The 25,525-nt window shown below is 72.0% G+C and carries 21 protein-coding genes; 10 read left to right on the top strand and 11 right to left on the bottom strand.

All coding sequences use genetic code 11. From position 1 onward, the window contains the following. Positions 1-21: 21 nt before the first annotated feature. A complete protein-coding gene (locus ACIQ7M_RS39730; RefSeq protein WP_403653683.1) occupies positions 22-714 on the bottom strand; it encodes a tellurium resistance protein in 693 nt (230 codons plus the stop codon). A 204-nt stretch (positions 715-918) separates the two neighbouring features. Here ACIQ7M_RS39730 and ACIQ7M_RS39725 point away from each other — a divergent pair, with 204 nt between their 5' ends. The 5 genes from ACIQ7M_RS39725 to ACIQ7M_RS39705 are packed head-to-tail and all read left to right on the top strand — an operon-like array spanning position 919 to position 6,025. Continuing rightward, on the top strand, positions 919-2,442 hold the full coding sequence (locus tag ACIQ7M_RS39725) for a methyl-accepting chemotaxis protein (RefSeq protein ID WP_403653680.1): 1,524 nt from the start codon (positions 919-921) through the stop codon (positions 2,440-2,442). Continuing rightward, positions 2,439-2,927, top strand: a complete 489-nt coding sequence (locus ACIQ7M_RS39720; RefSeq protein WP_355767522.1) for a hypothetical protein — start codon at positions 2,439-2,441, stop codon at positions 2,925-2,927. The genes ACIQ7M_RS39725 and ACIQ7M_RS39720 overlap by 4 nt, the downstream gene beginning before the upstream one ends. A gap of 17 nt (positions 2,928-2,944) precedes the next feature. Then, complete coding sequence (locus tag ACIQ7M_RS39715) at positions 2,945-3,610, top strand: VWA domain-containing protein (protein WP_355767519.1); 666 nt, start codon at positions 2,945-2,947, stop codon at positions 3,608-3,610. A 10-nt stretch (positions 3,611-3,620) separates the two neighbouring features. Further along, positions 3,621-5,081 carry a protein phosphatase 2C domain-containing protein gene (locus ACIQ7M_RS39710; RefSeq protein WP_403653676.1) on the top strand — a complete coding sequence of 487 codons (1,461 nt, stop codon included), beginning with the start codon at positions 3,621-3,623 and terminating at the stop codon, positions 5,079-5,081. Continuing rightward, a complete protein-coding gene (locus tag ACIQ7M_RS39705) occupies positions 5,078-6,025 on the top strand; it encodes a hypothetical protein (RefSeq protein WP_403653673.1) in 948 nt (315 codons plus the stop codon). Before ACIQ7M_RS39710 ends, ACIQ7M_RS39705 begins: the two co-directional genes overlap by 4 nt. Before the next feature lie 98 nt (positions 6,026-6,123). Here ACIQ7M_RS39705 and ACIQ7M_RS39700 read toward each other — a convergent pair whose 3' ends face one another. Then, positions 6,124-7,422 (bottom strand): LCP family protein, encoded by a 1,299-nt coding sequence (locus ACIQ7M_RS39700; RefSeq protein ID WP_403653670.1) that lies wholly within the window; start codon positions 7,420-7,422, stop codon positions 6,124-6,126. A gap of 118 nt (positions 7,423-7,540) precedes the next feature. On the opposite strand from ACIQ7M_RS39700, the gene ACIQ7M_RS39695 reads away from it, so the two are divergent. Beyond that, a complete protein-coding gene (locus ACIQ7M_RS39695; RefSeq protein WP_355767507.1) occupies positions 7,541-8,089 on the top strand; it encodes an acyl-CoA thioesterase in 549 nt (182 codons plus the stop codon). Positions 8,090-8,135: 46 nt separating this feature from the next. On the opposite strand, the gene ACIQ7M_RS39690 is transcribed toward ACIQ7M_RS39695, so the two are convergent. Next, positions 8,136-9,500: an LCP family protein gene (locus tag ACIQ7M_RS39690; protein ID WP_355767504.1), complete on the bottom strand. Its 1,365-nt coding sequence runs from the start codon at positions 9,498-9,500 to the stop codon at positions 8,136-8,138. A gap of 304 nt (positions 9,501-9,804) precedes the next feature. On the opposite strand from ACIQ7M_RS39690, the gene ACIQ7M_RS39685 reads away from it, so the two are divergent. Then, positions 9,805-10,836 carry a glycosyltransferase family 2 protein gene (locus ACIQ7M_RS39685; protein ID WP_355767501.1) on the top strand — a complete coding sequence of 344 codons (1,032 nt, stop codon included), beginning with the start codon at positions 9,805-9,807 and terminating at the stop codon, positions 10,834-10,836. A gap of 72 nt (positions 10,837-10,908) precedes the next feature. On the opposite strand, the gene ACIQ7M_RS39680 is transcribed toward ACIQ7M_RS39685, so the two are convergent. The 4 genes from ACIQ7M_RS39680 to ACIQ7M_RS39665 all read right to left on the bottom strand — a co-directional run bounded on the left by ACIQ7M_RS39680 (position 10,909) and on the right by ACIQ7M_RS39665 (position 17,034). Then, positions 10,909-12,639, bottom strand: coding sequence for an LCP family protein (locus ACIQ7M_RS39680; RefSeq protein WP_403653665.1), 1,731 nt, complete (start codon positions 12,637-12,639; stop codon positions 10,909-10,911). Positions 12,640-12,759: 120 nt separating this feature from the next. Then, positions 12,760-14,529, bottom strand: a complete 1,770-nt coding sequence (locus ACIQ7M_RS39675) for an LCP family protein (RefSeq protein WP_403653662.1) — start codon at positions 14,527-14,529, stop codon at positions 12,760-12,762. Between the two features lie 246 nt (positions 14,530-14,775). Next, positions 14,776-16,065, bottom strand: coding sequence for an LCP family protein (locus tag ACIQ7M_RS39670; RefSeq protein WP_355767494.1), 1,290 nt, complete (start codon positions 16,063-16,065; stop codon positions 14,776-14,778). A gap of 213 nt (positions 16,066-16,278) precedes the next feature. Further along, a complete protein-coding gene (locus ACIQ7M_RS39665) occupies positions 16,279-17,034 on the bottom strand; it encodes a TIGR03089 family protein (protein WP_355767491.1) in 756 nt (251 codons plus the stop codon). A 129-nt stretch (positions 17,035-17,163) separates the two neighbouring features. Between ACIQ7M_RS39665 and ACIQ7M_RS39660 the strand changes: the two genes are divergently transcribed. Then, positions 17,164-18,576, top strand: a complete 1,413-nt coding sequence (locus ACIQ7M_RS39660; RefSeq protein WP_403653659.1) for a peptidoglycan recognition protein — start codon at positions 17,164-17,166, stop codon at positions 18,574-18,576. 196 nt (positions 18,577-18,772) lie between these two features. Continuing rightward, on the top strand, positions 18,773-19,855 hold the full coding sequence (locus ACIQ7M_RS39655) for a sugar phosphate nucleotidyltransferase (protein WP_403653656.1): 1,083 nt from the start codon (positions 18,773-18,775) through the stop codon (positions 19,853-19,855). 185 nt (positions 19,856-20,040) lie between these two features. On the opposite strand, the gene ACIQ7M_RS39650 is transcribed toward ACIQ7M_RS39655, so the two are convergent. The 4 genes from ACIQ7M_RS39650 to ACIQ7M_RS39635 all read right to left on the bottom strand — a co-directional run bounded on the left by ACIQ7M_RS39650 (position 20,041) and on the right by ACIQ7M_RS39635 (position 24,421). After that, complete coding sequence (locus ACIQ7M_RS39650) at positions 20,041-21,066, bottom strand: DNA-3-methyladenine glycosylase family protein (RefSeq protein ID WP_403653653.1); 1,026 nt, start codon at positions 21,064-21,066, stop codon at positions 20,041-20,043. A 423-nt stretch (positions 21,067-21,489) separates the two neighbouring features. Continuing rightward, a complete protein-coding gene (locus tag ACIQ7M_RS39645) occupies positions 21,490-22,857 on the bottom strand; it encodes a coenzyme F420-0:L-glutamate ligase (RefSeq protein WP_403653711.1) in 1,368 nt (455 codons plus the stop codon). Positions 22,858-22,862: 5 nt separating this feature from the next. Then, positions 22,863-23,846, bottom strand: a complete 984-nt coding sequence (gene cofD / locus ACIQ7M_RS39640) for a 2-phospho-L-lactate transferase (protein WP_386983750.1) — start codon at positions 23,844-23,846, stop codon at positions 22,863-22,865. Between the two features lie 86 nt (positions 23,847-23,932). Next, entirely contained in the window at positions 23,933-24,421 is a 489-nt protein-coding gene (locus tag ACIQ7M_RS39635; RefSeq protein ID WP_355767369.1) for a cysteine dioxygenase family protein, read from the bottom strand. Positions 24,422-25,146: 725 nt separating this feature from the next. Here ACIQ7M_RS39635 and ACIQ7M_RS39630 point away from each other — a divergent pair. Next, complete coding sequence (locus ACIQ7M_RS39630; protein WP_003975777.1) at positions 25,147-25,410, top strand: WhiB family transcriptional regulator; 264 nt, start codon at positions 25,147-25,149, stop codon at positions 25,408-25,410. Positions 25,411-25,525 lie beyond the last annotated feature (115 nt).

Here is a 25,525-nt window from a genome sequence, read left to right as displayed (position 1 = left end):
GGTCGGTCCCGTCGCATCCGGTCAGTCCTTTCGCATCCGGACCCACGCGAGACCGAACCCGTAGGCGCTGTCCATCTGCTCCTGGACCGAGTGCCGCGGCGTGCCGGTGAACCAGCGGACCTCGCGGCTGACCGTGAGGCCGCCCTCCGCGGGCGCGGCCAGGGCGATGGCACAGCCCGTCGCGCCCTCGGGGGAGTCGTCGAGCGCGATGCGGAAACCGCCGGACGGGGCGGTCACGGTGGCCGTGGCGCCCAGGCTCCGGAAATCCACGGCGCCGCTGTACACGTACACGTGGAAGAGCAGCCGCCGGAACAGCTCGCGCCGCTCCAGGTCCACCCGGACCGTCTCCCCGTCCGCGGACGCCCCCGTACGGTCGTCCTGGTCGAGTTCCATGTACGGCCACCGCGACAGTGAGCCGAAGGTGTTCCCCAGCGGCTGTACGGCCGCGCACGTGCCGTCCGTGAACGCGGCCATGCAGCCGAGGTCGAGGTCGGCCCCGGTCCCCGGCGGCCGGTTGAGGTTCACCTGAAGGACGCCCCGCCCCGTGATGCGGGCGCTCGGCGCCGACCTGGTCAGCATCGTCTCGGCCCGCGGGGCGGGAGACCGCGGCACCTCACGTGCCGTCGGGGCCGCGCGCCGCGCGTCGGTCCCGGGCCCGACGCCGGGCGCCGGTCTCAGGCGGATGGTCGCCCGTCGGCGTTCGTCGTTGCTCAACTTGTCCCCCTCGCGCCGCCGTCGGGGAGAGTGGCGGGTGTCGGGAGTTTATGCGCGGAGCGTGCCCGCTGGAGTACTCTCTGTGCCCTCGGCCGCGCGTCTGGTGCGTGTGAACCGGCGGGGGACACGGCGGCATGTGACACGGGTGGGGATCCAGGGTCGCCGTCGACGCGCCCCCGCGTCCGTCGTGTTGTGGGGGTGGGCATGCCGTCAGGCGCCCTGATGGACCGTCATGTGATCGCGCAGAGCATCGAGGAAATCGCGAAGCGTCCGGCGCTCGGAACCCGGAAGGAAGAACTGACCGCGCTCGCCGCGGCACTCCGGAACCAGAACGCCACCGAACTGGACCCCTGGTCCGAACTCGATCTCCTCGCCGCCTACGCCCGCCCCGAGAGCCTCCGGGCACCCGGCGGCCGGGTCGCGGAACACGCGCTCTGGTCGTATGCCGAAGGAGTGCTGGGCGCGCTGGTCTTCGTACCGCTGATGCTCACCTGGTACGGCCTGACCCGGGCGTCGAGCGCGTACGGAGCGCTGACGGGCGCGGATCCGAGGGCCGCCTCCCGGCCCTTCCTCCAGCTCTGGCAGTCCGGGTTCGAGGGGCACCTCACCGGCGCCTTCACGTTCGGCCATGTGGCGATGAGCGCCACCGTCGCCATCGCGCTGCTCTTCGCGCTGGTGCTCGTGCACGGCCTGCGGAAGTCCGCCGTCGGCCGCCGGGAGGAGGACGCCGAGCGCGGGCGCGAGGAACTGCTGGCGGCTCTCGTCCCCGCGCTGACCCGCGCCCAGCTCGTGCTGAACGGGCAGCGGTCGAGTTCCCCGCAGCGCTTCGCCGCCGAGCTCACCGAGTCCGCCGCGACGCTCAGGCGGCTCGGCGACAAGGCGGTCCGGGTCCAGAAGGAGCTGACGGCGGCGGCCGCGACGGTCGGCGAGGCGGTGCGGGACGCGGAACGCACGCTGTCCGGGGTCGACACCTCCGTCAAGCCCCTGGAGATCGCGGTGGGGCGTGTCGAGGCCGCCGTCAGCGACGGCGGGGTGCGGATCGGCAAGGCGCTCGACGACGTGCGCGAGGCGAGCGGTGAGGTGCGGCTCGCCGTGCACGGCGCCGGCGACCGCGTCGAGGAGTCCGTCACCGTGCTGGCCGCGTCCCAGCGGGCCTACGCCACCGGTATCGAGGTGACGTCGGACATCTCGGCCCAACTCCTGGGCCGGTTCGGCGCGGTGGCCGAGGACACCGCCCGCGCGGTCGAGGAGTCCCAGCACGCGGTGCGTGAACTGAACGCCCAGAGCGGTGCGTTGCGGGCGGTGGCCGACGAGTTCGCCCAACTGGTGGCCGAGTTGAGGGCGGGCGGCCCCACGTACTTCGGCCCTCCGGGTCAGGGGGGCCAGGCAGGCCACGCGGATCGGGCGGGCCGGACAGGCCACGCCGGCCAGGCGGGACAGACGGCGCAGCAGGCGGGGGCCTGGTCGGCGGGTGGCCACACCCACGGGCATGTCCGGTCCCCCGGCCCGGGCCACGCCTCCTCCGCCGACGCGGGCCACGCTCCCTCCGCCGACGGGGGCCACGCTCCCCCGGACCGGTTCGGGTCGCCCGTCGAGCAGGCAGACGCTCCCGCCGACCGATTCGGGCCCCCCTCCGATGACCCGGGCCACCCCGGCGCCGCGCTGCCCGACCCCCGTCGTCAGCCCCCGCCGCTGCCTCCCGCGCCTCCCCTGACCGAGGCCCGATGAGCCCGGTGAAGCGCGGCGGAAGGTTCCAGCCCCTGCACATGGCGGGCTGGCTGTTCGCGGACATGCTGCTCGTCCTCGCCCTGGTGGCCATGGGCGACCAGGGCGACCCGCAGGCAGCCGAGAAGCGCCCCGCCTCCTCGTCCTCGGCCCCGGCCGCCGGGAAGAAGCCCCGGCACACCGGCCCGCGGGCGGTGGTCCGCACACCGGTGAAGGTGGCCGTCGACGCCGCCGAAGGCGACGACGAGGGCATCGTGCGGGCACTGCGCGCTGCGACCGCCCGCTACCGGGGCCGGCAGGCCGCCTTCGTGCTGACCTTCGGACGCCACACCGACCCGGGCGCCGGAGGCCGCTACGCCCACGAGGTCAACGCCCTGCTGGAGAAGGCCCGTCCGGACATGTTCCGTGCCGCCACCACCCGCGACTTCTGGAAAGGCGGCGCCTCCCCGGGGCACGCCGACATCGAGATCTACTTCTACACGTACTGACCCGGAGGTACGAGACCTTGCAGATCCTGCCCTTCTACCTGCTCTGCGACGAGTCCGGGTCGATGATCGGCGAGCCGATCGACGCCATCAACGGCGCGCTCCCGGACCTGCACCACGAGATCAGCACCAATCCGACCGTCGCCGACAAGACGCGCTTCTGTCTCATCGGCTTCTCCGACAGCGCCACCGTGCTCCAGCCGCTCGTCGACCTCAGCGACATCGACTCGGTCCCCGCGCTCGCCGCGGGCGGGCTCACCTCGTACGGCGACGCGTTCCGCACCCTGCTGCGCTGTGTCGAGGCCGACGTGGCGGCACTCAAGGCGGAGGGCCACGAGGTGTACCGCCCCGTGGTCTTCTTCCTCTCGGACGGCATTCCCACCGACCCGGACTGGGACCAGGCGTACAAGGAGGTCACCCAGTCGCGGTTCTGCCCGAAGATCATCGCCTTCGGCATCGGCGAGGCGCAGGAGTCGACGATCGCCCGGGTCGCGAACTTCCGGGCCTTCATGCAGCAGGACTCCTCGGTGTCACCGGCGCAGGCGCTGCGCGAGTTCGCCTCCAGCCTCACCCGGTCGATCGTCCGGTCCGCCGGGAGCATCGGCGCGGACGGCGGGAACGGGTTCACGCTGGCCGTGGACGACACCGTGCCCGGCTTCTCCATCGTCTCGCTCGACAAGATGTGAGGGGGCATCGATGGGGAACGACATGAACGCCGCCGGACCGTCCCGGACCGGCCCGCACCAGACCACCCCGCACCAGACCACCCCGCACCAGACCACCCCGCATCAGGCCGTCCCGCAGCGGACGGGTCTGCGCGAGCCCGGTCCGCACGAGTCCGCGCCGCACGAGTCCGCGCCGCACGAGCCAGGTCCACGCGAGCCCGGTCCGTACGACCCGGCCGCGGTGGAGCCGGACCGGGCCGGCCCGGAGCTCAGATGGCCGGACGCGCAGCAGCCCGATCCGCTGGAGGCGACCTGGCAGAGCGTCGACCAGGTCTTCAACGACCAGTCGGAGTCCGACGCGCCCTTCGCCGTGCCCGGCACCGGGCCCGGGACGTCCGCGAACCCGCCCGCCGGGCCGGTCCCGCCCTACGCGTACGGGCCCACACCGCAGTCACCGCCGCCCTCGACGTACGAGCCGACACCGCCGTACGTACCCGTACCCGTCCCTGTCCCGGCGCCCGCGCCCACACCCGCGCCCACGGCCGGGTACGCGTCCGAGGAGCCCGCCGCCGGGGCCGGAGCCGTCCGGACGCTCGGCGCGCCGCCGCATTCCGGACCCAAGCCCCCGCTGTACGCCCCCGAGCCCCGGGAGCTGCCCTCGGTCCGGGAGGACCCGACCGCCGCGCTGACGCCCGACATGGTCGTGGACGGCGCCGGGTACGGCGCCCTGACCGTGCGGGCGGCCTCGGTGCGCGGCGACTCGCACCGCTATCAGGGCGAGCCGCGCCAGGACTCGCTGGCCGTGGTGCGCCTCGGCGCGGACGGCCCGGACGGACTGCTGCTGCTCGCGGTGGCGGACGGGGTGGGATCGGCGGCCCGTTCGCACGTCGGCTCCCAGGAGGCCTGCCGGCTCGCCGCGATGGAGCTGGACGCCGTGTCCGCGGACCTCGCGGAGACCGTGCGCACGGGCGACCGGCCGGGGTTCGCCGCCCTGGTGGACACCGCGGTGGGTCGGGTCGCGACCCTGCTCGCGCACCGCGCCCGGGAACGCGGCGACGACCCCGCCGCGTACGCCACCACGCTGCGTGCCCTGCTCGTGCCGCTCGATCCCCGGGTGCGTACCCGGGGCTTCCTGGCCGTCGGCGACGGCGGCACGGCGCTGCTGCGCGGCGGGGAGTGGAACCTGACCCTGACCGACCCCGAGCACGACGGCGACGGAATGATCGACACCCGCACCGCCGCCCTCCCGCACGGCCATCGCGCCCGCGCGCTGCTCCTCGCCCCGGCCCTGCCCGGCGACGTCCTCGTGCTGTGCACGGACGGCCTGTCCACACCGCTCGCCGGCGACGCGGAGATGCGGGAGTTCCTCGGGTCGGGATGGGGGCGTGGAGCGGCGCCCTCACCTGCCGACTTCCTGTGGCAGCTCCAGTACCGGGTGAAGTCGTACGACGACGACCGCACCGCCGTCGTCCTGTGGGAGGCCGTGCCGTGAGCGCCGACGACGGCGTCGACGTGACACTCGGCTCGCTCACCCTCGGCGCGCGCGTCGGCGACGGCGGCCAGGGCGAGGTGTACGACGTCGTCGGTCCCGGCCTGCTGCTGTACAAGAGCTATCGCGAGCCGGGGAAGGCGGACGGCGGCGAACTCGCGGCGCTCGTGGCGCTGCGGCAGGGGCTCGCTCCGGCCGAGCGCGAGCGTCTGGACCGGGAGGCGGCGTGGCCGCTGTGCCGGGTCGTGGACGGCGGCAGGGCGACCGGCTTCCTGATGCGCCGCGCGCCGGACTCCATGACCTGGCCGACCTCGCGCGGCGAGACCCGGCTGACCGACCTGTCCTATCTGCTCCGGCCGCCGAGGCCGGCCTGGCAGGCCGTCGCGCAGCCGTCGCCCGCCGAGCGGTTCGCGCTGGTGGTGGCCGTTCTCGGGCTCTTCCGGTGGCTGCACGCCCTGGGTCTCGTCGTCGGTGACGTGTCCCACGCGAACGTGCTGTGGACGGTCCGGCCCGCACCGGCCCCGTATCTCCTGGACTGCGACGGCGTCCGCATGGCCGGGCGGCCCCCGGTCCTGGAACAGGCGGACACCCCCGACTGGCACGACCCGCTGACCGCGGCCGGCACCGCCACGGTGGACAGCGACCGCTACAAGGCGGCTCTGGTGGTGGGCCGTGTCGTGAGCCAGGACCCGTACGTGACGCCGGGCGAGCCGCTGCGGCCGCTGTCGGGTGTCCTCGACGACCGGCGGGCCGACGCGGTCCGGGTCCTCTGGGAGGAGGCGTCGGGTCCCCGGGGCACCCGCCCGCACCTGGCCCAGTGGTGCACGGCCCTGGCGGGGCGCGACATCATCCGCCTGATGGCCGCGGAACCGGCCCCGAGGCCCGTCGTCGACCGGTCCAAGTTCGACGGCCCCCGCACGCGGGGCCGGATCACGCTACGAAAATGACCCGCCGACGGCCGGCGAGCGGCGGTGTCGGCGGGTCGTCCGGCCGGTGGTGACCCCCGGTGACGCGGGCCTCGTCGGCGATGGCGGCCGGCGGCGGGTCAGTTGCCCGAGACCGTGACCTTCTCGTCGTTCTTGAGCTCGTCCACCAGTGTCTTCAGCTTCGTCTTGTCCCAGACGAGGTTGCCGCCGACGGAACCGGAGATCGGCATGTTCATGGACTTGCCGTCGCCGCTGGTGACGCCCTTCATGGCCCAGAACATGTCGGCCAGGTCCCACAGGCTCATGTCCTTGTCGACGACCAGCGAGTCCAGGCCCGCGCCCATCGTCGGGTACAGCTTGAAGGGGTTCAGGACCGTCGAGGGGGTCGCGACCTGGTGGGCCAGGGCGGCCAGGAACTTCTGCTGGTTCTTGGTGCGCTGGAGGTCCGAGGCGGCGAAGGCGTGCCGGGTACGGACGAAGGCGAGGGCCTGCTCGCCGTTCAGCGTCTGCTTGCCCGCCTTGAAGTCGGCGCCGGAGTACTTGTCCTTGAAGCCCTGGTCGAGGTTCATCTCGACACCGCCGACCGCGTCGACGATGCCCGCGAACCCGGCGAAGCCGATCTCCACGTAGTGGTCGATGTGCAGGCCGGTGTTGTACTCGATCGTCCTGACCAGGAGCGTGGGGCCGTCGAAGGCGTAGGCCGCGTTCAGCTTGTTCTGGCCCAGCGGGCCCTTGATCTTGCCGGACTCGGAACCCTGGAACTTCGGGATCGTGACGTTCGAGTCACGTGGCAGCGACAGCAGCGTGGAGCCGTTGCTGCCGGTGTGCAGGATCATCATCGAGTCGGTGCGCTTGCCCTCGGCGGAGCCCGTGTGGAGCTTCTTCTTCTCCTCGGCGGACATGCCGGCGCGGCTGTCGGAGCCGACGATCAGGTAGTTCGTGCCCTCGCCGGTCTCCGGCCGGTCTATGACCTTGGAGAGATCCACGTCACGGTGGAGCTTGGAGTCGGCCCAGAAGTACGTTCCGACGGAGACCACGACCAGCGCGGTGACCAGCGTGATCGCGGTCCACTTGATCCGCTTCCGCCAGTTCGGCGCGGGGCGCTGCGGGTACGCGCCGTCCCCGCCGGGGCCCTGCGGACCGCCGGGGCCGTTCCCGTACACGTGGCCGGTGTTGTAGCCGGAGTCGTACCCGTTGTCGTAGCCCTGGCCTTCGTCGTAGCCCTGGCCGTCGACGTACGAGGGCTGCCGGGGGACCCCGTTCCCGTACGGCGGAGCACCCTGGCCCGGGGCGGGTGCGGCGGGCCCACGGCGGACCTGGCGCATGACGCGGGCGCTCTCAGGCTGTGCGCCTGCGCTGCCGCGTCCGTAGCGGTTGCTGCGGTTCTCGTCGGACCACCCGTCGGGCCAATCATTCATGCGGACCAGTGTGCCGCTCTCCACCAGGCGCCTTACAAGAGAGCAGGGAGATCTGGGTCACGCCTGTTGCAGAGCTGATGCAAATCGACCGCCGCGCGCCCGGCATAAGGTGGAGGACATGACAGACCAGGCCTCGAACCCGGAAAACGACATCCCGGGCAAGCCGACCTCCGCGTCCAGGACCACCCTCAGCCACATCATGACCCACAACGACACGAACCTTCTGGGGTCCGTGCACGGTGGCGTGATCATGAAGCTCGTCGACGACGCGGCGGGCGCCGTGGCGGGGCGGCACTCCGGTGGGCCCGCGGTCACCGCCTCGATGGACGAGATGGCCTTCCTCGAACCGGTCCGCGTGGGCGACCTGGTCCATGTGAAGGCCCAGGTCAACTGGACCGGGCGGACCTCGATGGAGGTCGGCGTGCGGGTCCTGGCCGAGCGCTGGAACGAGTCCACCCCGCCGCAGCAGGTCGGTTCGGCCTACCTCGTCTTCGCCGCCGTCGACGCCGACGGCAAGCCCCGCCGGGTGCCCCCGGTCATCACCGAGACCGAGCGTGACGAGCGCCGCTTCCAGGAGGCGCAGATCCGCCGCACCCACCGGCTGGCCCGCCGCCGCGCGATCATGGACCTCCGCGAGAGGCGCGCCGCGGAAGGCCTCGACGACTGAGTACGGACCCTCAGGCCCGACTCGGGCCCCGGGCGGGCGTCCGGGATCAGGGGCACACCACCTGGTCGCCCGTCACGACCCCGGACTCCCCCTGGGCGGGATCGTCGGCCCGTACCCGCGTGACCTTCCTGTAGTCCGCGCCCGCGATCACCTTCAGCAGCGGACCCTGCCCGGGGACCGCGCGCAGCTCCGCACCGGGCAGCGCGGCCGCGAGGGACTTCGCGGAGCGGTCCCAGCGGGGGTCGTACGCGACGACGGTGCGCCGGACCCCGGAGTCGTGGCCCGTCGTGGGCCGGCCCGTCGTGCGGAACCCGGTGGCGGCGAGCGCGCCGTCGACCCGTTTGCCGAGACCCGTCGTGGAGGTCCCGTTCTCGATCTGGACCCGGATCCGCTGCGGGGCCACCGCGACCCGGACGGCCTTCGGCCGCGGCGCCCCGCGCGCCGCGAGCGGCTTGTCCTCGCGCAGCTCCTGGAACAGCTTCCGCGCCTTCGGCTCGTCCCATTTCAGGGTCGAGCCGATGCCCTTGACGGCATAGGCCATCTGTCCGATCGGCACGGTCGTGAACTCGGACGAGGACGGCGAGAAGTTCCGCATCGCGCGCCCCAGGTCCAGCAGCTCGTCGGTGCCGAACCCCTTGTCGGCCCGCACCGAGCCCAGCACCGCCCGGGTCACGTCCCGGAACTTCATCGGGTTCAGCAGCACCCCGGACGACGTGGCCCGGGAGACGAGGGACGCCAGGAAGCGCTGCTGGCGCTTCATCCGGCCGAGGTCGGAGGAGCCGTCGGTGTGCCGGGACCGTACGTACTGGAGGGCCTGTCCGCCGCCCAGCAGATGCGGTCCGGCCGCCAGGTCGAGGCCGGTGTAGCGGTCCTTCAGCGGCTGCGCGGTGCAGATGCGGACGCCCCCGAGCACGTCGACCGTCTTCATGAAGCTGGTGAAGTCGACCTCCATGTAGTGGTCGATCTTCACGTGGGTCATGTTCTCGACGGTCCGCACGGTCAGGGTCGGGCCGCCCTCCGCGTACGCCGCGTTGAGCTTGAGGGCGTGGGGGCCGTGCCGCTTGCCGGTGACCGCGTCGGTGTGCTCGGGCGCCTCGGCGTAGGAGTCGCGCGGCAGGCTGACGATGCTGGCGCGCTCCCGGTCCTCCGAGATGTGCACGATCATGACCGTGTCGGTGCAGTGGCAGGGCAGGCCGCCGAGCCGGTACTTCCGCCGCTCCGCCTCGGTGACTTTCTCCCGGCCGTCGGTGCCGACCATCAGCAGATTCATGCCGTGCCCGCCCTCGGGCCGGTTCTTCATGTCCTTGAACGGGTCGACCCGGGCGATGTCCGCGTCCAGGCTGTTCAGCACCGCGTGCCCGATGCCCGCCGAGGCGAGGACCACCACGGAGACGGTGGTCAGCGCCCGCATGGCCCAGCGCGGCCTCCTGCGCCGTACGGGGCGTACGGGCCGTCCGTCGGAGCGCCGGGCCGGGCGCCGTGCGGGAGACGGCCGTGGGGGGCGCTGAGGGCGGACGGGGGAGCGGGGCGGCGTGGGCAAAGGGAACACCTCCGCGAGGCGGGACGGGGGAGGGAAGCGTTCCGCGGGCCGGACGGAGCCGCGTTCCGCTGGGCGTGGGGATCCGTGTGCACGGTAAGCCGATACGATCTGCGGCCCGGTCCTTACGCCGGGCGGCGCGCGACCGTGTCCCCCGTTCGCGGTAACGTGAGCGCCGATGAGCGAGAAGTCTGACGTGCGGTCCCCCGCCGTTTCTGTGATCATGCCCGTCCTCAACGAGGAGCGGCATCTGCGCGGGGCCGTCCAAGCGATCCTGGCGCAGGAGTACGACGGCGAGATGGAGGTCGTGATCGCCATCGGTCCCTCCACGGACCGGACGGACGAGATCGCCGCCGAACTCGTCCGTGAGGACCCGAGGGTCCATACGGTGCCGAACCCGACCGGCCGTACGCCCGCGGCGCTGAACGCCGCGATCAAGGCGTCCCGGCACCCCGTCGTCGTGCGGGTCGACGGGCACGGCATGCTGTCCCCGAACTACATCGCCACCGCGGTACGGCTCCTGGAGGAGACCGGCGCGCAGAACGTCGGCGGCATCATGCACGCCGAGGGCGAGAACGACTGGGAGCACGCCGTCGCGGCCGCCATGACGTCGAAGATCGGCGTGGGCAACGCGGCCTTCCACACGGGTGGTGAGGCGGGTCCGGCCGAGACCGTGTACCTCGGGGTGTTCCGGCGCGAGGCGCTGGAGCAGCAGGGCGGCTACAACGAGGAGTTCGTCCGCGCCCAGGACTGGGAGCTGAACTTCCGTATCCGTGAGGCCGGCGGGCTCATCTGGTTCTCGCCCGAGCTGAAGGTGTCGTACCGTCCGAGGCCGTCCGTCAAGGCGCTGGCCAAGCAGTACAAGGACTACGGCCGCTGGCGGCACGTCGTCGCCCGCTACCACGAGGGCTCCATCAACCTGCGCTACCTCGCCCCGCCGACCGCCGTCTGCGCGATCGCCGCGGGTGTGGTCGTCGGCGCGGCGCTGACGCCGTGGGGTCTGGTCGTCCCGGCCGGTTATCTCGCGGCCATAGGACTCGGCTCGCTGCCCGCGGGCAAGGGGCTGCCGGCGAAGGCCCGGCTGCAGATCCCCGTGGCCCTCGCGACGATGCACATGTCGTGGGGCTGGGGCTTCCTGACGAGCCCGAAGGCGCTGGCCCGGAAGGTCATCGCGTCCCGGCGTCCCGCGGTCCTCAGCGGCGCCAACTGATCTTTTCCGTATACGCGTCGGGCCCCTCTCGATATCGGGAGGGGCCCAACTTTCTTTGCCGGCAGGCCGGTTCTACGACCAGGTGTAGTTCGGGTCGACGTGCATGCAGGCGCCGGTGTCCGAGCCCTTGTCGAGCTTCGCGGACTTGGGCGTCGAGTCGTCGTCCGCGGGCGCCTTGTACGTCGTGCCGTCCCGCCAGTCGGCACCGACGACGAGCGTGACCCCGGAGACGTCCGCCGACTTCTCCACCGCGTGGGTCGAGATCCCGAGGGCCTTGGCGACCCGCAGGGCGTCACCCTCCAGATCGGCGCTCGGGTAGCGGATCACCGTGGCGTCCTCGGCGGTCGACGTCGACGCGTCGGCCTTCGCCTGCGTGAACCCCGCGCCGACGAGCAGTTCGCTCACCGCGCTCGCGCGTCCGGGGACCGGGGCGAGCGTGGTGGTGCGGGTGCCGTTCTGCACCTGCACCGCGATCTTGTCGTCCGCCGCGGCCGGGTCCGAGGAGGTCCTCTCCGCGGTCTTCTTCTTGTCCTTGCCGTCCAGCGCGATGTCCTCGCGCAGCAGTCGCCAGACCTTGTCCGCGTCCGTCGGCTTGGGGAGCACGCGGTTGCCGTCGCTGGAGTACACCCACGGCATGGTGGTCATGGTGATGCGCTCGGTCGGGACCTTCTTCAGTTCCTTGCTGAGGTCGTAGAGATCGGTGACCGAGCCCAGGCCCTGGTCGACCGTCAGCGCGCTGGTGGCCGTCTCGGCGAGGCCGCGCAGCTTGCCCGGGTTGCTCAGCGTGGCGTTCTCCCGGAGCTGGCGCACCATCGAGTTCATGTACTGGTGCTGGGCCTTGGTCCGGCCGATGTCGCTGCCGTCCTCGAAGCCGTACCGCGTCCGCAGCCACTGCAGGGCCTGCTTGCCCTTGACGGACGTCGTGCCCTTCTCGAGCTTGAGCCCGGAGCCGTGACCGGTGGAGGTGTGCGAGTAGACGTTGGCGTCCACACAGACGGGGACGCCGCCGATCGCGTCGGCCATCGACACGACACCCGCGAAGTCGACCATGATGAAGTGGTCGATGTGAATGTCGGTCAGCTTCTCCCAGGTGGCGACCGTGCAGCCGGGTCCGCCGCGGCCCAGCGAGTCGTTCGTCATCGTGAGCGAGGTGCTCTCGGCGTAGGTCGTCCCCGTTTTCGTGTCGGTGCACTTGGGTATCTGGAGCAGGGTGTCGCGCGGCATGCTCACGACCGACATGTTGGTGCGGTCCGCGGACAGGTGCAGCAGCATCTGGACGTCCGCGCGGGCCGGTGTGTCGAAGGTGTCCTTCGCGCCGCCGAGCTTCTGGTTCTCGGTGGAGTTCCGGGCGTCCGAGCCGATCAGCAGGATGTTCAGCGGGGTCTGGCCCGCCGCGTTCGGTTTCGTCTTCGCGGCGCGGTCCTTCGCGTCGCCGATGTTCAGGGCGTCCCGCTTGAGGTTGTTGTTCAGGTGCCGGTAGTAGAGATAGCCGGCACCCGCGGTGCCGAGTATCAGGACCGACAGCACCAGCGCCGACCAGCGAAGTATTCGGCGTCTGCGCCGGGGGCGGCCCGGGGTTCCGTGCCCGCCGTCGTCCCCGTCGTGCGGACCGTGCCCCTTCGGGCCGGGCGGCACGGCGCCGTCGGCGGGGCGTGGGCCGTCACCGTCGGGCCGGGTGCGTCCGCCGTCCGCCGTCCGGACGGACTCGCCGCCCTCGTCGTACATGCTGTCGTCCCAGCCCAGTTCGCCGGCCTGCGGGACACGCGGTCGTGCTCCCTCCCCGCGCACACTGCTTTGCGCCATCTCCCAGCCTCTCCCCACCCTGCGCCTGACAAACGGGTCCGTCGGGCGTCCGGCCGGGCGTTCCCACGCCCGGCCGGACAACCGCTCGCGCCCTGTAGGACGCCTGACGAACCCGTTAGGTCACTTCGCGCACACCGTTTTGTCCGCCGTGGACTTCTCCACGTCGGGCGCCTTCGTCGCAGCGGTCAAAGGCACACCGGCGCCCTTGAAGTCCTTGCCCAGGGTCAGCACGATCGCGGGCAGCCCCTGTGAGTTCTTCTCGCTCTTGCCGGGCTTCATCGCCGAGCCGGACAGACCCATGAGATCCGCCAGCTTGCGCGCCTGGTCGGCCTGGTCGGGAGAGTACTCCAGGGTCGTCCTGCTCAGTGTTTCGTCGGCGTTGCCGAGCTGGCTGGACTTGAGCACGCCCTCATCATTCTGCAGCCAGTTAAGAGTTTCCTGTGCGGAGCCCGCCTCGGCCCCGCCGTTGTAGATGTCGACGCGGATGTCGGAGGCGGCGGAGCGGGAGCCCTTGAGGCGGGCGGCCACCGCGGCCTTCTCCTTCTTCTCCTTCTGCTTCACGGCGGTGAAGGAGACGTCGTTCTTGATCGCGTCGAAGACCGACTGGGCCGTGTTCGGGTTGACCACGACGGTGGCGTGCACCTTCTCGGCCGGGTTGTCTATCACCGGAACCGTGGTGAAGGTGATGTTCTTCGTCGGCACCTTCTTCAGCTCCAGGGCCATGTCCTTGAGCGTGCTGACCTTGCCGATGCCGGTGTCCACGGTCAGTGCCTTGGTGGCGGCCTCGGCCAGCTTGTACAGCTTGGTCGGGCTGGTGAGGGTGTCGCTGGAGCTCATCTTGCGCATCAGGGAGCCGATGAACTGCTGCTGCACCTTGATGCGGTCGAGGTCGCCCTGGTTGCCGAAGCTGTGCCGGGTGCGTACGAAGGCGAGGGCCTGCTCGCCCTCGATGGTGTGCTTGCCGGCCGAGAGCTTGAGGTGCGAGTCGGGGTCGTTGACGTCCTTGGCGACACAGACGTCGACACCTCCGACCGCGGTGGTCAGCGTCTTCACGGCGTTGAAGTCGGCCATCATGAAGTGGTCGACCGTGATGCCGGTGACGGCCTTGACCGTGTCCATCGTGCAGCCGGGGTTGCGGCCCTCCTGGCCGAGGCTGGTGTTGAAGCGGACGTTCTCGGAAGGCTGGATGACCTTCTCGGTGCCGTCCTCCTGCTTCGACTTGCACTCGGGGATGTCGACGATGAGGTCGCGCGGAATGCTCATCGCGGTCGCGTTCGTCCGGTCCTTGGAGACGTGCAGCAGGATGTTCGTGTCCGCGTGCCCGACGCTGTTCTTGTCGCCGTAGCCCTCGTTGCCCGCACCGGTGCGTTTGTCGGTGCCGATGATGAGGATGTTGAAGGCCTCGTCCTTGCTGAAGCCGTCCTTGGCCGAACCGCCGACGTCCTCGGTCTGGACGTTGCCCTCGAGGTGCTTGAGATAGGCGTACGCGGCACCCGTGACGGCCACCAGGACCAGCGCCATGATGCCGCCGGTCCAGAGAAGCACCTTCTTCGCCTTCGACTTCCTGGGCGACTTGGTGCGCCCGCGCCGCCGCCCGGGAAGGGGCTCCGGCGGCTCGGCGCGCCGTCGGCGCTGTCCCGGCACGTCGGGGCCGGGCGCCCCGCGTTCCCGTCCTGGTGCCTCACGGTCCCGGTCCGGTGCCGCGCGGTCCCGGCCCGGCGCGCCGCGGGTGCGCGTCGCCGCGGAGGGTGTACCCCTCCGCGGTCGCGGCACAGCCGATTGCGCTCCGGAAGGGGGCAGTCGCAGTTCGTATTCACCGGTGTTCGGGTTGAGCACCCACTGGTCTGCGGGGTCGATGTCGTCCGCCCGCCCACGGCCTTGCGCGTCCACGGTTGTCTGAATCCTCCGTCGGGGCCACGCGGCGCCCTTTCCCCCTAAAAGGCGCTCGGGTCTCGGTCAAGCAGTGCGCGACCCCCAAGGACGGACCTCGTGGCCGGGTGCACCGGATCGCTCACACTATCCGCCCAGTTCAACGTCCAGCGACGGCCGTGACAGATTCAACATTCCTACAACCGGGCAATCCGCCCTATTTTCAGAGACTTCTTGGCTCGCCTGTTCCCCACCTTGGCGCTCGCTTTACCCGCAGGCGTCCTGAGCGGCCGTGTTGCCGCGGAAAGTCGGAGCCGGATCGGGGGTGCCGGAGAGCCGGACGACCCCTATTGACGTCGACATTCCGTCGCCGGCCGACTCCCCTTCGTAGTCGCGGAAGGAGTTTCCGTACAGACTCACGGAATGCGGCGACTGCCCCTGGGCCGGCCTCGCGGGCGGCGCCTTCACGACCACGACGGGCTCGTCCGCGCGCAGTCGCCCGAAGAGCCGGGCGGCCGCCGGCTTCACGAGCTGATCACGGTTGGCGTTGAGGACGTAGGACGTCCGGGGCACGGTCAGGAACTGGATGTCATCGGTGGGGATGTCGCGCATGCCGCGAGCCAGGTCGTACAGGCCGCGCAGACTCGCGAGTCCCGGGTCGGTGGTCAGCGACGAGGTGGCCGCGTCCAGCACCGGATACAGCTTCGCCGGGTTGAGCAGGACGTCGTCGCCGCGCACCTTGCTGATCAGCGCGCCGAGGAACTTCTGCTGGCGGTCCATGCGGTCGGTGTCGCTGCCGTTGCCGATGCTCTTGCGGGCGCGCACGTAGCCGAGCGCCTGCTCGCCGTTGAGCACGACCCTGCCCGCGGGCAGGTTCAGCTTCGCCGCTTTGTCGTGGATCGGCTTCCGCAGGCACACCTGGACGCCGTCCACCGCGTCGACCATGTCCTTGAAGCCATGGAAGTCCACCACCATGTGATGGTCGACGCGGATGTTCGTGAGCTTCTCGACGGTCCGGATCGTGCAGGCCGAGCCGCCCACCTCGAAGGCGTAGTTGAACATCGCGAACATGGGGTCGGTGCGGGTGCCGTCGGGGCGCCGGCAGCTCGGCACGTCCACCATCAGATCGCGGGGCAGCGACATGGCGGTCGCGCTGTGCCGGTTCGCCGAGAGGTGCAGCAGGATCGTGGTGTCGGACCGTTCCGTCCCCGAGTCGCGGCCGTACTTCTTGTTCCCGGCCCCCGAGCGTGAGTCGGACCCGATCAGCAGGATGTTCTGCGCGCCGCGGACCAGCGCGGTGGGCCGTTCCTTCTCGTAGCGGGCGAGCTCGGCGGCCGCGTCGTTGTCGGCCGTGATGTTCCCGTTCAGCTTCTCGTAGGCGGCCCAGCCGACCGCCACGGCGCCCAGGACCACCACGGCCGCCCCGGTCGCCGTCCAGCGCAGCCAGCGGCGCCGCCGGCGCCCGGCCCCGGTGGGCGACGCTCCCCGCCCCTGGTCCTCCGGGCTTCCGGAGGGAGTGCCCGCGGTGTCGGTCACGTCGGGACCACCACCCCTCATGGCGTACGAGCGTGTCTCGCCGCTCCTACGACCATGTCCCGACGCGGCGGGCGAGGGGGGCCGGTGATGGGCCGAACGGGGGACGCGCCGGAGCGGAGGCCCGCCCCGGCACGGGGCCGCTTCGACGTGGAGGCCGCCCCGGCTCGGGGTCGCCCCGGTTCGGGGTCGCCCCGGTTCGGAGGGCGCCCCCGAGCGGCCGCCGGGCGCGGGGTCCTAGCGGGCCGTCGCGGTCACCCGCTCGCTCTCGATGCGCCGGGCGAGCGCGTCGTCGTCCAGCCGGTCGAGATGGCGGCACAGCACCACCGACCCGCCGGTCGCGAGCGGCGCGTACAGACCCGCGGTCACGCCCTCCCAGGTGTCGTACGAAAGCGCCGACAGGATGCGGGAACCGGGGCCCGTCAGATCCAGCCCGGGAGCGTCGCCGCGGGCCTGCTCCACGACCTCCGCGCCCGTGAGCGTGGCCCCGGCGACGATCAGGGCCCGGTCCTCCGGGTCGACCGGCGCGTACGGCGCGAAGCGGTCGCCCTGGCTCGGCACCTCGACGGCGTAGTCGGCGTAGCCCGCGGGCGGTGTCGGGAAGCGGCGGCCCAGCGGGGCGAGCGAGAGGGCGACGCGCTCACCGGAACAGGCGAGCCCGGCGTCGAACCGGCCGGGGCCGGCGACGACGTGGTCGGCGGCCGCCGGGTCACCGCCGAGATCCGCGACGACGCCCACCGAGGAGCAGGCGAGCAGCCACACCGCCGTCTGCCAGTGCGCCGGCAGCAGCAGCGCGACCCGCTCGCCGGGCTCGGCGGACATCTCGCCCTGGAGCAGGTTGGCGGTCTTGGCCACCCAATTGGCGAAGGTGGCCACGGACAATTCGACCCGTTCGCCCGTCGCGTCGTCGTAGAAGGTCACCAGAGGACGCGCGGGGTCCTCGGAGAGCGCGGATCGCAGCAGGTCGGCAGGGGTGCGGTCGGTGGCTTTCACGCGCGCAAGCGTACGCGGGGGCGCCGCGCGGCACGGGCCGAGCGCGCCACCGGTTCGGCGGAGCGCGGTCCGACGGTCCGTCAATTCCGGGATGGACAGATATGTATGACTATGTTCAGGATCAGGAGCATGCGTGGATTCCTTGCTTCCTCGGTCGGCGTCACCTGCGCGGCCGCTCTCGCCCTGCCCCTCACTCTGCCCGCCACCCCGGCACAGGCCGGGCCGGCGACGCTGACATCGGAGGCCGCCGCTCCCGGCAGCACCCAGTCCCTGCCCCTCGTCCCCCTCACCCGCAGACGCTCGCTCGGCCCGACCGCCTCGACCCAGGGCCTCAGCCGCCGGAACGTACGGCCCTTCTCGCTGGTCGGCGTGGTCTGGGACGACCCGGCCACCGAGCTGAACGGCCGGGTCCAGGTCCGCACCCGGGCGACCGGCACCGGCGACTGGTCGGACTGGCAGGACGTCGAGGCCCACAACGACGAGCACGCCGCCGACCCGGACACCGCCGAGAGCGCGTCGAGCCGGGTGCACGGCTCCACCGCACCCCTGTGGGTGGGCGACTCGGACGGCGTCGAAGTCCGCGTCGAGGCGGAGCAGGTGGCGCGGGACGCCGCGGACGGTCAGGAGCCCGAGGAGGGCGCCGCGGACGGCCCCGAGACCAGGCGCGCGACCGCCCCCGCGGCCGCGTCGCTGCCCGGCGGCCTGCGCCTCGAACTGGTCGACCCCGGCGGGGACCCCCCGGCCCCGGACGCCCGGACGGCCGGACGGACCGGGGGCACGCCGGCGGGCCTGCGCGCCAGGAGCGTGCACGGGAGTGCGCGGGCCGGCGTGTCGGACGGCCTGCTCGCGGGAGCGACCGAGATCCCCGCGCTCTCCCGGGCGGCGACGCGGCGCACGTACTTCCCCGGCGGCACGGCCCAGCGGCGCGTGACGCCGTACATCGGACCGCGCCCCCGGATCGTCACGCGGCGCGGCTGGGGCGCGAACGAGAACCTGCGCGAGCGCGGCTTCCTCTACACGAAGACGGTCAAGGCGGCCTTCGTGCACCACACCGCGTCGGGCAACAAGTACACCTGCGCGCAGGTGCCTTCGGTCATCCGCAGTATCTACCGCTATCACGTGGTGAGCAGCGGCTGGCGTGACATCGGCTACAACTTCCTCGTCGACAAGTGCGGCAACATCTACGAGGGCCGTGCGGGAGGCGTCGCGAAGGCGGTCCAGGGCGCCCACACCCGCGGGTTCAACACGAACAGCATGGGGATCGCCGTGATCGGCACGTTCGGTGCCACGAAGCCCACCGACGCCGCGCTCAAGGCCATCGCCCGGCTCACGGCATGGAAACTCGGTCTGTACGGTGCCAATCCGCGTGGCAAGACATACCTGAAGTCGGCCGGTGGCAATCTCTACCGAAAAGGAAAGAACGTACGACTGAACGTGATCTCCGGCCATCGGGACGGGTTCGCCACGGAGTGCCCCGGACGGCTTCTCTACGGCAAGCTCGGCTCCGCCCGGACGACCGCGGCCCGCTACCAGGGCCGTTAGACCGCCGCACGGCCGCCGGGAAACGGCCCGGCCGGCGACGGACCGGCCGGGCCACGCCGGCGGAGATCACCCGACGTCACGGCAGAGGCCCGTCGAAGGACACCGCACGGCCATCGAGGGCGCCATCGAACGGTCTGCATAAACTGGCCGGCCGAAAGACAGTTCGGCCGGTCCCGGCAGGAAGCAGAGACGACAGGTGACAGAAGCGATCCTCCTGGTCGGCGGCAGAGGCACCCGGCTGCGCCCGCTCACCGTGCGCACGCCCAAGCCGATGGTTCCGGCGGCCGGTGTCCCCTTCCTCACGCACCAGCTCGCGCGGGCGCGCGCGGCGGGCGTCGAGCACATCGTGCTGGCGACCTCCTACCTCGCCGAGGTCTTCGAGCCGTACTTCGGCGACGGGTCCTCGCTGGGCCTCCACCTCGAGTACGTCACCGAGGAGGAGCCGCTGGGCACCGGCGGCGCCATCCGCAACGTGGCCTCCCGGCTCCGCTCGGGCCCCGACGACCCGGTCCTGATCTTCAACGGCGACATCCTCACGGGCCTGGACATCCCCGCGCTGGTCGCGGTCCACGAGACGACGGGCGCGGACGTCTCCCTGCACCTCACCCGCGTGGAGGACCCGCGCGCGTTCGGCCTGGTCCCCACCGACGTCACCGGGCGCGTCACGGCCTTCCTGGAGAAGCCGCAGAGCCCCGAGGAGATCGTCACCGACCAGATCAACGCGGGGGCCTACGTCTTCCGCCGCTCGGTCATCGACACGATCCCCGCGGGCCGCCCGGTCTCGGTCGAGCGCGAGACGTTCCCCGAGCTCCTGGCCACCGGCGCCCATCTCCAGGGCATGGTCGACTCCACCTACTGGCTGGACCTCGGCACCCCGCAGGCCTTCGTCCGCGGCTCCGCCGACCTGGTGCTCGGGCGCGCTCCGTCCCCGGCCGTCCCCGGCCGCTGCGGTGACCGCCTGGTCCTGCCCTCGGCGACGGTGGCTCCCGACGCCAAGCTCACCGGCGGCACGGTGGTCGGCGAGGGTGCCCGCATCGGCGAGGGTGCCCGCATCACCGGCAGCACGATCCTCGCCGGAGCCGTCGTCGAGCCCGGCGCGGTCGTCACCGACTCCTTCGTCGGCGCCGGCGCCCGCATCGGCGAACGCACCATCCTGACCGGCACGGTCATCGGCGACGGCGCGGTGGTCGGCCCCGACAACGAACTCCGCGAGGGAGTCCGAGTCTGGTGCGACGCCCGACTCCCGGCAGCCACGCTCCGCTTCTCATCGGACCAGTAGCCCACCCGCCGGAGGGGCAAGGATTCAGCCCCTCCGGCGTTTGAGGAGCGGGGTCCGGGGCGGAGCCCTGGGTACGGGACGGGTAGGGGCGGAGGGGGCGAAAACCGTCTGTGCGGAGGACCGGCACGGGCGGAGAGGCGCCATGGGCGGAGGAGCGCCGAGCCCCGAGGTTCGCCAAAGCTCGCCTAGAGCAGCCCGATGTCCGTACGCGGCATCTTCGGCGTACGCCGCGGCGGCGTACGCCCGGAGAGCAGGATCAACCGGGCGGCCCGATGCCGCTGCCCGGCATACGGCTCCAGCAACTCCAGCATGACGGAGTCGTCCGCGTCCCGGTCCCCCGCCAACGCCCACCCCACGATCCCCGGCAGATGCAGATCCCCCACGGTCACGGAATCCGCCGAACCATGACTCCGCTGCACGACCTCCGCGGACGTCCACGGCCCGACACCCGGCACCAACTCCAGCCGCTCCCGCGCCCGCACGGGATCGAACCCGACGGCTTCCTCCAGCCGCGCCGCGACCCGTACGGCCCGCAGAATCGTCGCGGCCCGCTTGTCGTCGACCCCGGCCCGGTGCCACTCCCAGGACGGGATCAGCGCCCACGTCCGCGGCGCGGGCATGACGTACATCCGCTCGGGAGCGGGCCCCGGCGCCGGCTCCCCGAACTTCCGTACGAGCAGCCGCCACGCCCGGTAGGCCTCGTCGGTGGTGACCTTCTGCTCCAGGACGGACGGGATCAGCGACTCCATCACCAGCCCGGTCCGCACCAGTCTCAGACCGGGCCGTCGATGCCGGGCGAGCGCGACCAGCCGGTGCCGTGGCTCGAAGGCTCCGGGATCGTCGGCGGCGCCGAGCAGGTCGGGGAGCCGGTCGAGGAGCCATACGGCCCCCGGTCCCCAGGCCGTGCCCCGGGCCACCCCGCCGCGCAGGGCGACCCGCAGCGTTCCCGGCCCGGCGGGCGTTCGGCTGGTCCGCCACACGGAGCCGTCGGGCGTCGTGCGGAACGTCGGGTCGCCCGGTCCGCGTCGCAGCGGTCCGAGGACGAGCCCGAGATCCAGCGGCCCGTCGGGGGTCCAGGTGCGGACGCGTCCGGGCTCGGCCCCCTGGTGGGGCACTCCGCCCGGCACACCGCCGGGAGCTCCGCCGGGCACCACGACATGACCGCCGCGCACGGTCGTACGCGTCGGCCGGGGAGCGAAACGTCCAGACACGGATGAGGTCCTAGGGATGCTCGGGCTGCCTTACGAGGGTAGGCGCTCCCCGCCGGAACGGGATGCCCGTCCACGTGAACCGGACCACCGGGACCACCCGCCCGGACCGGACCGCCGGGACCACACGCCCGGACCGAACCGGACCATCCGCCCGGACTGAACCGACCGAACCGGACCGACCGAACCGGGCCGGGCCGTCCGACCGAACCGGGCCGCCCGACCGGATCACCCGCCCGAACCGCCGGGACCGACCGCCTTCACCGGGACCGGACCTTCACCCGGATCAGCCCGAGTCCGTCCCCGCCCGGACCCGCCCCCGCCGGGTCGGACCGGCGTCCCCGAAGACCGGCGTCCCCGAAGACAGACGGCGCCGTCCAGGCCCCGGACCGGACCCTCAGCCCCACCGCGAAGGCGCCCCGCCAGTCACCGCACCTCGATGAAAGCGGCAGCGTCCCGCTCCGGCCGGCTCCTCGGCTCCTCCGCCGCGTGCCCGACGGCCACGGCCCCCATCGGGTCCCAGTTCTCCGGCAGCTCCAGCACCTCGCGGACGACGTCACGGCAGAACATCGTCGACGACACCCACGCGGAGCCCAGCCGCTCCCCGGCCAGTGCGATCAGGAAGTTCTGCACGCCCGCCCCGGTGGCGACCACGAACATCTCGCGCTCGGCACCGTCGCGCCGCACGTCGCCGTACGTGTGCGACCCGTCCATGACCAGGCACGGCACCACGAGGTACGGCGCCTTGCGCAGCACGTCGCCCCGCCGGACCCGCTTGGCGATGGACTCCTCGCTCTTCGCGTCGGCCCGCAGATCCGCGATCCACGCGTCCCGCATGGCGTCGAGCAGGCGCGTCCGCGACTCCTCGGACTCCAGGAGCACGAACCGCCAGGGCGTGGTGTGGTGCGGCGCGGGAGCGGTCACCGCCGCCGCGACCGCCCGGCGCACGGCACCGGGGTCGACGGGCTCGTCGGTGAAGGCCCGTACCGTACGCCGCTGGGTCACGGCCTCCCGTACGGCCTCCGAGGTGCCCAGGCGGAACATGTCGTCGCGCGCGTCGCGCACCATCGCCCGCGCCCCGGTGCCGTCCTCCTCGGCCACCAGGTGCGCCAGCCCGCGCACGACGGCGACGGGCAGTCCGGAGGCCTTGCCCTTGACCAGGTCACCGGCGGCGGCCAGTTCGTCGGCGAGGGCCACGACGGTCGCGTTCAGCGGGTTGCCGTGCGCGTCGGTGCCGCCGCGCAGGTCCTCCAGCACACGGACGCCCGCGGCGCCGATGGCGACGTCGGTGAGCCCGGTGCGCCAGGGCCGCCCGAAGGTGTCCGTGATCACCACACCGACGTCGACGCCGAGCGCGTCCCGCAGCCCCTCACGGATCGCCCGCGCGGAGGCGTCGGGGTCCTCGGGCAGCAACAGCACGGTCCCGGCGGGAGTGTTGGAGGCGTCGACCCCGGCGGCGGCCATCACGAGACCCTGCCGGTTCTCGACGATCCGCAGCGTGCCGCGCCGCGCCACGACCCGGACGGTCTCGGAGTCGATGGCGTCCTCGCGGTCGGCCGCCTCGACCGACCGGCCCTCGGCCTTCGACACGATCTTGGAGGTGACGAGCAGCACGTCCCCGTCGGCGAGTCCGGGCCCGGCCGTCGCGATGAGTTTCGCCAGGTCGTCCCCCTGGCGCACCTCGGGAAGTCCGGCGGGCGCCCAGACCCGGTAGCCCGCGTCGGCGGGCCGCTCCCGGTGGTTCCCGTCGGTGGCAGTGGCACGCCCGGCCTCGCCGGGAGACGTCGCGTCCATGGTGCTCACGGCGTCCGGACCTCCTCCGCCAGTGCCAGCGCCTCCCGCGCCATCCGCGCGGTCGCGTCGAGGTCGGACATCATCAGCGGCACGGCGCGGCAGCGGATGCCGGCGGCTTCGACGCGCTCCACGGCGGAGGCGTCGACCGTGTCGACGAGCCAGCCGTCCAGGAGGCCCGAGCCGTAGTGTTCGGCGACCGCGGCGGCGGTGGACTCGACGCCCACCGCGGCCAGCACCTTGTCGGCCATGCCGCGCACGGGCGCGTCACCGACGATGGGGGAGAGGCCGACGACCGGCACGCCCGCCTCGGCGATGGCCTCGCGGATGCCGGGCACGGCGAGGATCGTGCCGACGGAGACCACGGGGTTGGACGGGGGGAAGAGGATGACGTCCGCCTCGGCGATGGCCTCCAGCACCCCGGGAGCGGGCTTCGCCTGTTCGGCGCCGACCGGCACGATCGCCTCGGCCGGTACGGAGGCCCGCAGCCGGACCCAGTACTCCTGGAAATGGATCACCTTGCGCTCACCCGCGGCCCCGGCCGGATCGCCCTCGGGCAGCGTGACGGCGACATGGGTCTCGACCCGGTCGTCGGACATGGGGATGAGACGCACGCCCGGCTTCCACCGGTCGCACAGGGCTTCCGTGACGGCGCTGAGCGGATAGCCGGCGCCCAGCATCTGCGTCCGGACGATGTGCGTCGCGAAGTCCCGGTCGCCGAGCCCGAACCACTCGGGTCCGAGCCCGTACGCCGCGAGCTCCTCCTTCAGGTGGAAGGTCTCGTCGGCCCGCCCCCAGCCCTGCTCCTCGTTGATGCCCCCGCCGAGCGTGTACATCACCGTGTCGAGGTCCGGGCAGACCTTCAGCCCGAAGAGGTGGATGTCGTCGCCGGTGTTGCCGATGACCGTGATGTCCGCGTCCGGCACGGCCCGCTGGAGACCACGCAGGAACCGTGCACCACCGATACCGCCTGCCAGAACCACAATGCGCATGGGGGTCAGTCTCGCAGGCGGGTACGACAGAGCGTCAGCCGGTCGCGTGACCCCGGCGAGGGCGGGCCGCTGTCGGCGCGAGGACGTCACACCGTTTCGGCGACCGCGCAACGCGCCGCGTGCATCGGCATCTCGGTGAGGCCCGGGTAGTAGACGTGCAGGCTGACGGCCGGTTCGAGCGTGTCGTTGACGACCTCGTGGACGTAGCCGGGCGCGAACACGCGCTGAGCGCCGGAGCCCAGGGCGCGCGTGCCCCTCCCGGTGTGCTCGGTCAGCGCGCCGTCGAGGACGGTCAGCACGCCGGAGGAGCCGCCGTGGTCGTGCGGCCCGCTGCCCTGTCCGGGCACCCAGGACAGGAGCCACACCTCGTAGCCGGGCCCCGTGCGCAGCCGGTGGTACCAGCGCGAGGCGGCGTCGTAGCGGACGAGGTGTTCCCACTGGGAGCGGTCGGCGGCGATGGAGCGCGCGAGGCCGGCGAACTCGGCCACGGTGGAGGGGTGTTCGCGCGGCGGCTGGAGCAGGTGCGGGACTTCGAGGATGTCGCCGGCGATCTGGAGGTCGCTGTCGCTGTTCATGGGTGCGGTGGTTCCTCGGCGGGAGAGTGCTGGGGTGTCGCTTGCCGTTTCCGCCCGGGTCGCGGGCGGGGGTTCCGCCCTGGTCAGGAGCGGGAGGAGCCCTGGTGCGGGCAGTGGCCCCGGTGGGGCGGGATTCGCCTCAGTGGCGGCGAGGCAGCCGGAGCGCGGTAGGGCTCAACAGCTGGAACAGCAACAACAGCTACAGCGCGCGCGGGCAGCACCGAGGGACCCGGCGGTGCGGGTCGAGGTGATTGCCAAGTGCGCGAGCATGCCCACAAGGACACCGGTTCACACCTCCACTGTCAACTGCATGTCCGGTATGTGGAAGATGTTTCACCTCATCCGGTTCATCTGACAGGCGAAAGGTTTGTTCAGGCGACTCCCCGGACACATGGCGCACAACCGGGTGAACAAACCTCGGCGCGGACCCGTGATCTAAATGTGATCAGTTTCGCTTCGGGGTCCGCGTCGGAACGAGATCGAACGTCTGGACGTCCTCCTCTGCGAGGGGGTGGGCGTCTGACCTGGCCTCTTGGGCTGTCAGGGTTTATGCCGATTTGAACACTTTCCGCATAGCCTTGGTTCCGCAGAGTGAATAAGGGGCCCAATAGCAGATCTCGGCTTGACTGGCCCGGATCGGCACACTTGTAATTTCACTCGTGTCGTTCAGCCGAAATCGGTAACGGCAGCATCACGGGGACGCGAAAGACAGACGAGGGGCGCACATGACCGAGCTGGTGCAGCAACTGCTGGTCGACGACGCGGACGAGGAACTCGGCTGGCAGGAGCGCGCGCTGTGCGCCCAGACCGACCCCGAGTCCTTCTTTCCCGAGAAGGGCGGCTCCACCCGCGAGGCCAAGAAGGTCTGCCTCGCCTGCGAAGTCCGCTCCGAGTGCCTCGAATACGCGCTCGCCAACGACGAACGGTTCGGCATCTGGGGCGGTCTGTCCGAGCGGGAACGGCGTCGTCTGAAGAAGGCCGCTGTCTGAAAAAGGTCGCACGGACGAGCGGACGCGGAACACCGGTCCCCACCCGCGGGTGCCACCGACCAAACGGCACACACTCTTACGTAAGGAACGGCCCGGCGCACGTGGGTTATCCACA

The sequence above is a fragment of the Streptomyces sp. NPDC096324 genome (genome assembly GCF_044763015.1).
Lineage (GTDB): Bacteria > Actinomycetota > Actinomycetes > Streptomycetales > Streptomycetaceae > Streptomyces.
The sequence above is the reverse complement of the archived record's forward strand: the minus strand, read 5'-3'. Positions and strand labels throughout refer to the sequence as shown.

Coding starts and splice junctions, on each gene's coding strand:
- ACIQ7M_RS39725 (WP_403653680.1), top strand. CDS start 919: ATGCCGTCAGGCGCCCTGATGGACCGTCATGTGATCGCGCAGAGCATC.
- ACIQ7M_RS39720 (WP_355767522.1), top strand. CDS start 2,439: ATGAGCCCGGTGAAGCGCGGCGGAAGGTTCCAGCCCCTGCACATGGCG.
- ACIQ7M_RS39710 (WP_403653676.1), top strand. CDS start 3,621: ATGGGGAACGACATGAACGCCGCCGGACCGTCCCGGACCGGCCCGCAC.
- ACIQ7M_RS39700 (WP_403653670.1), bottom strand. CDS start 7,422: ATGAATGATTGGCCCGACGGGTGGTCCGACGAGAACCGCAGCAACCGC.
- ACIQ7M_RS39695 (WP_355767507.1), top strand. CDS start 7,541: ATGACAGACCAGGCCTCGAACCCGGAAAACGACATCCCGGGCAAGCCG.
- ACIQ7M_RS39690 (WP_355767504.1), bottom strand. CDS start 9,500: ATGCGGGCGCTGACCACCGTCTCCGTGGTGGTCCTCGCCTCGGCGGGC.
- ACIQ7M_RS39685 (WP_355767501.1), top strand. CDS start 9,805: ATGAGCGAGAAGTCTGACGTGCGGTCCCCCGCCGTTTCTGTGATCATG.
- ACIQ7M_RS39680 (WP_403653665.1), bottom strand. CDS start 12,639: ATGGCGCAAAGCAGTGTGCGCGGGGAGGGAGCACGACCGCGTGTCCCG.
- ACIQ7M_RS39670 (WP_355767494.1), bottom strand. CDS start 16,065: ATGAGGGGTGGTGGTCCCGACGTGACCGACACCGCGGGCACTCCCTCC.
- ACIQ7M_RS39660 (WP_403653659.1), top strand. CDS start 17,164: ATGCGTGGATTCCTTGCTTCCTCGGTCGGCGTCACCTGCGCGGCCGCT.
- ACIQ7M_RS39645 (WP_403653711.1), bottom strand. CDS start 22,857: ATGGACGCGACGTCTCCCGGCGAGGCCGGGCGTGCCACTGCCACCGAC.
- cofD (WP_386983750.1), bottom strand. CDS start 23,846: ATGCGCATTGTGGTTCTGGCAGGCGGTATCGGTGGTGCACGGTTCCTG.
- ACIQ7M_RS39635 (WP_355767369.1), bottom strand. CDS start 24,421: ATGAACAGCGACAGCGACCTCCAGATCGCCGGCGACATCCTCGAAGTC.
- ACIQ7M_RS39630 (WP_003975777.1), top strand. CDS start 25,147: ATGACCGAGCTGGTGCAGCAACTGCTGGTCGACGACGCGGACGAGGAA.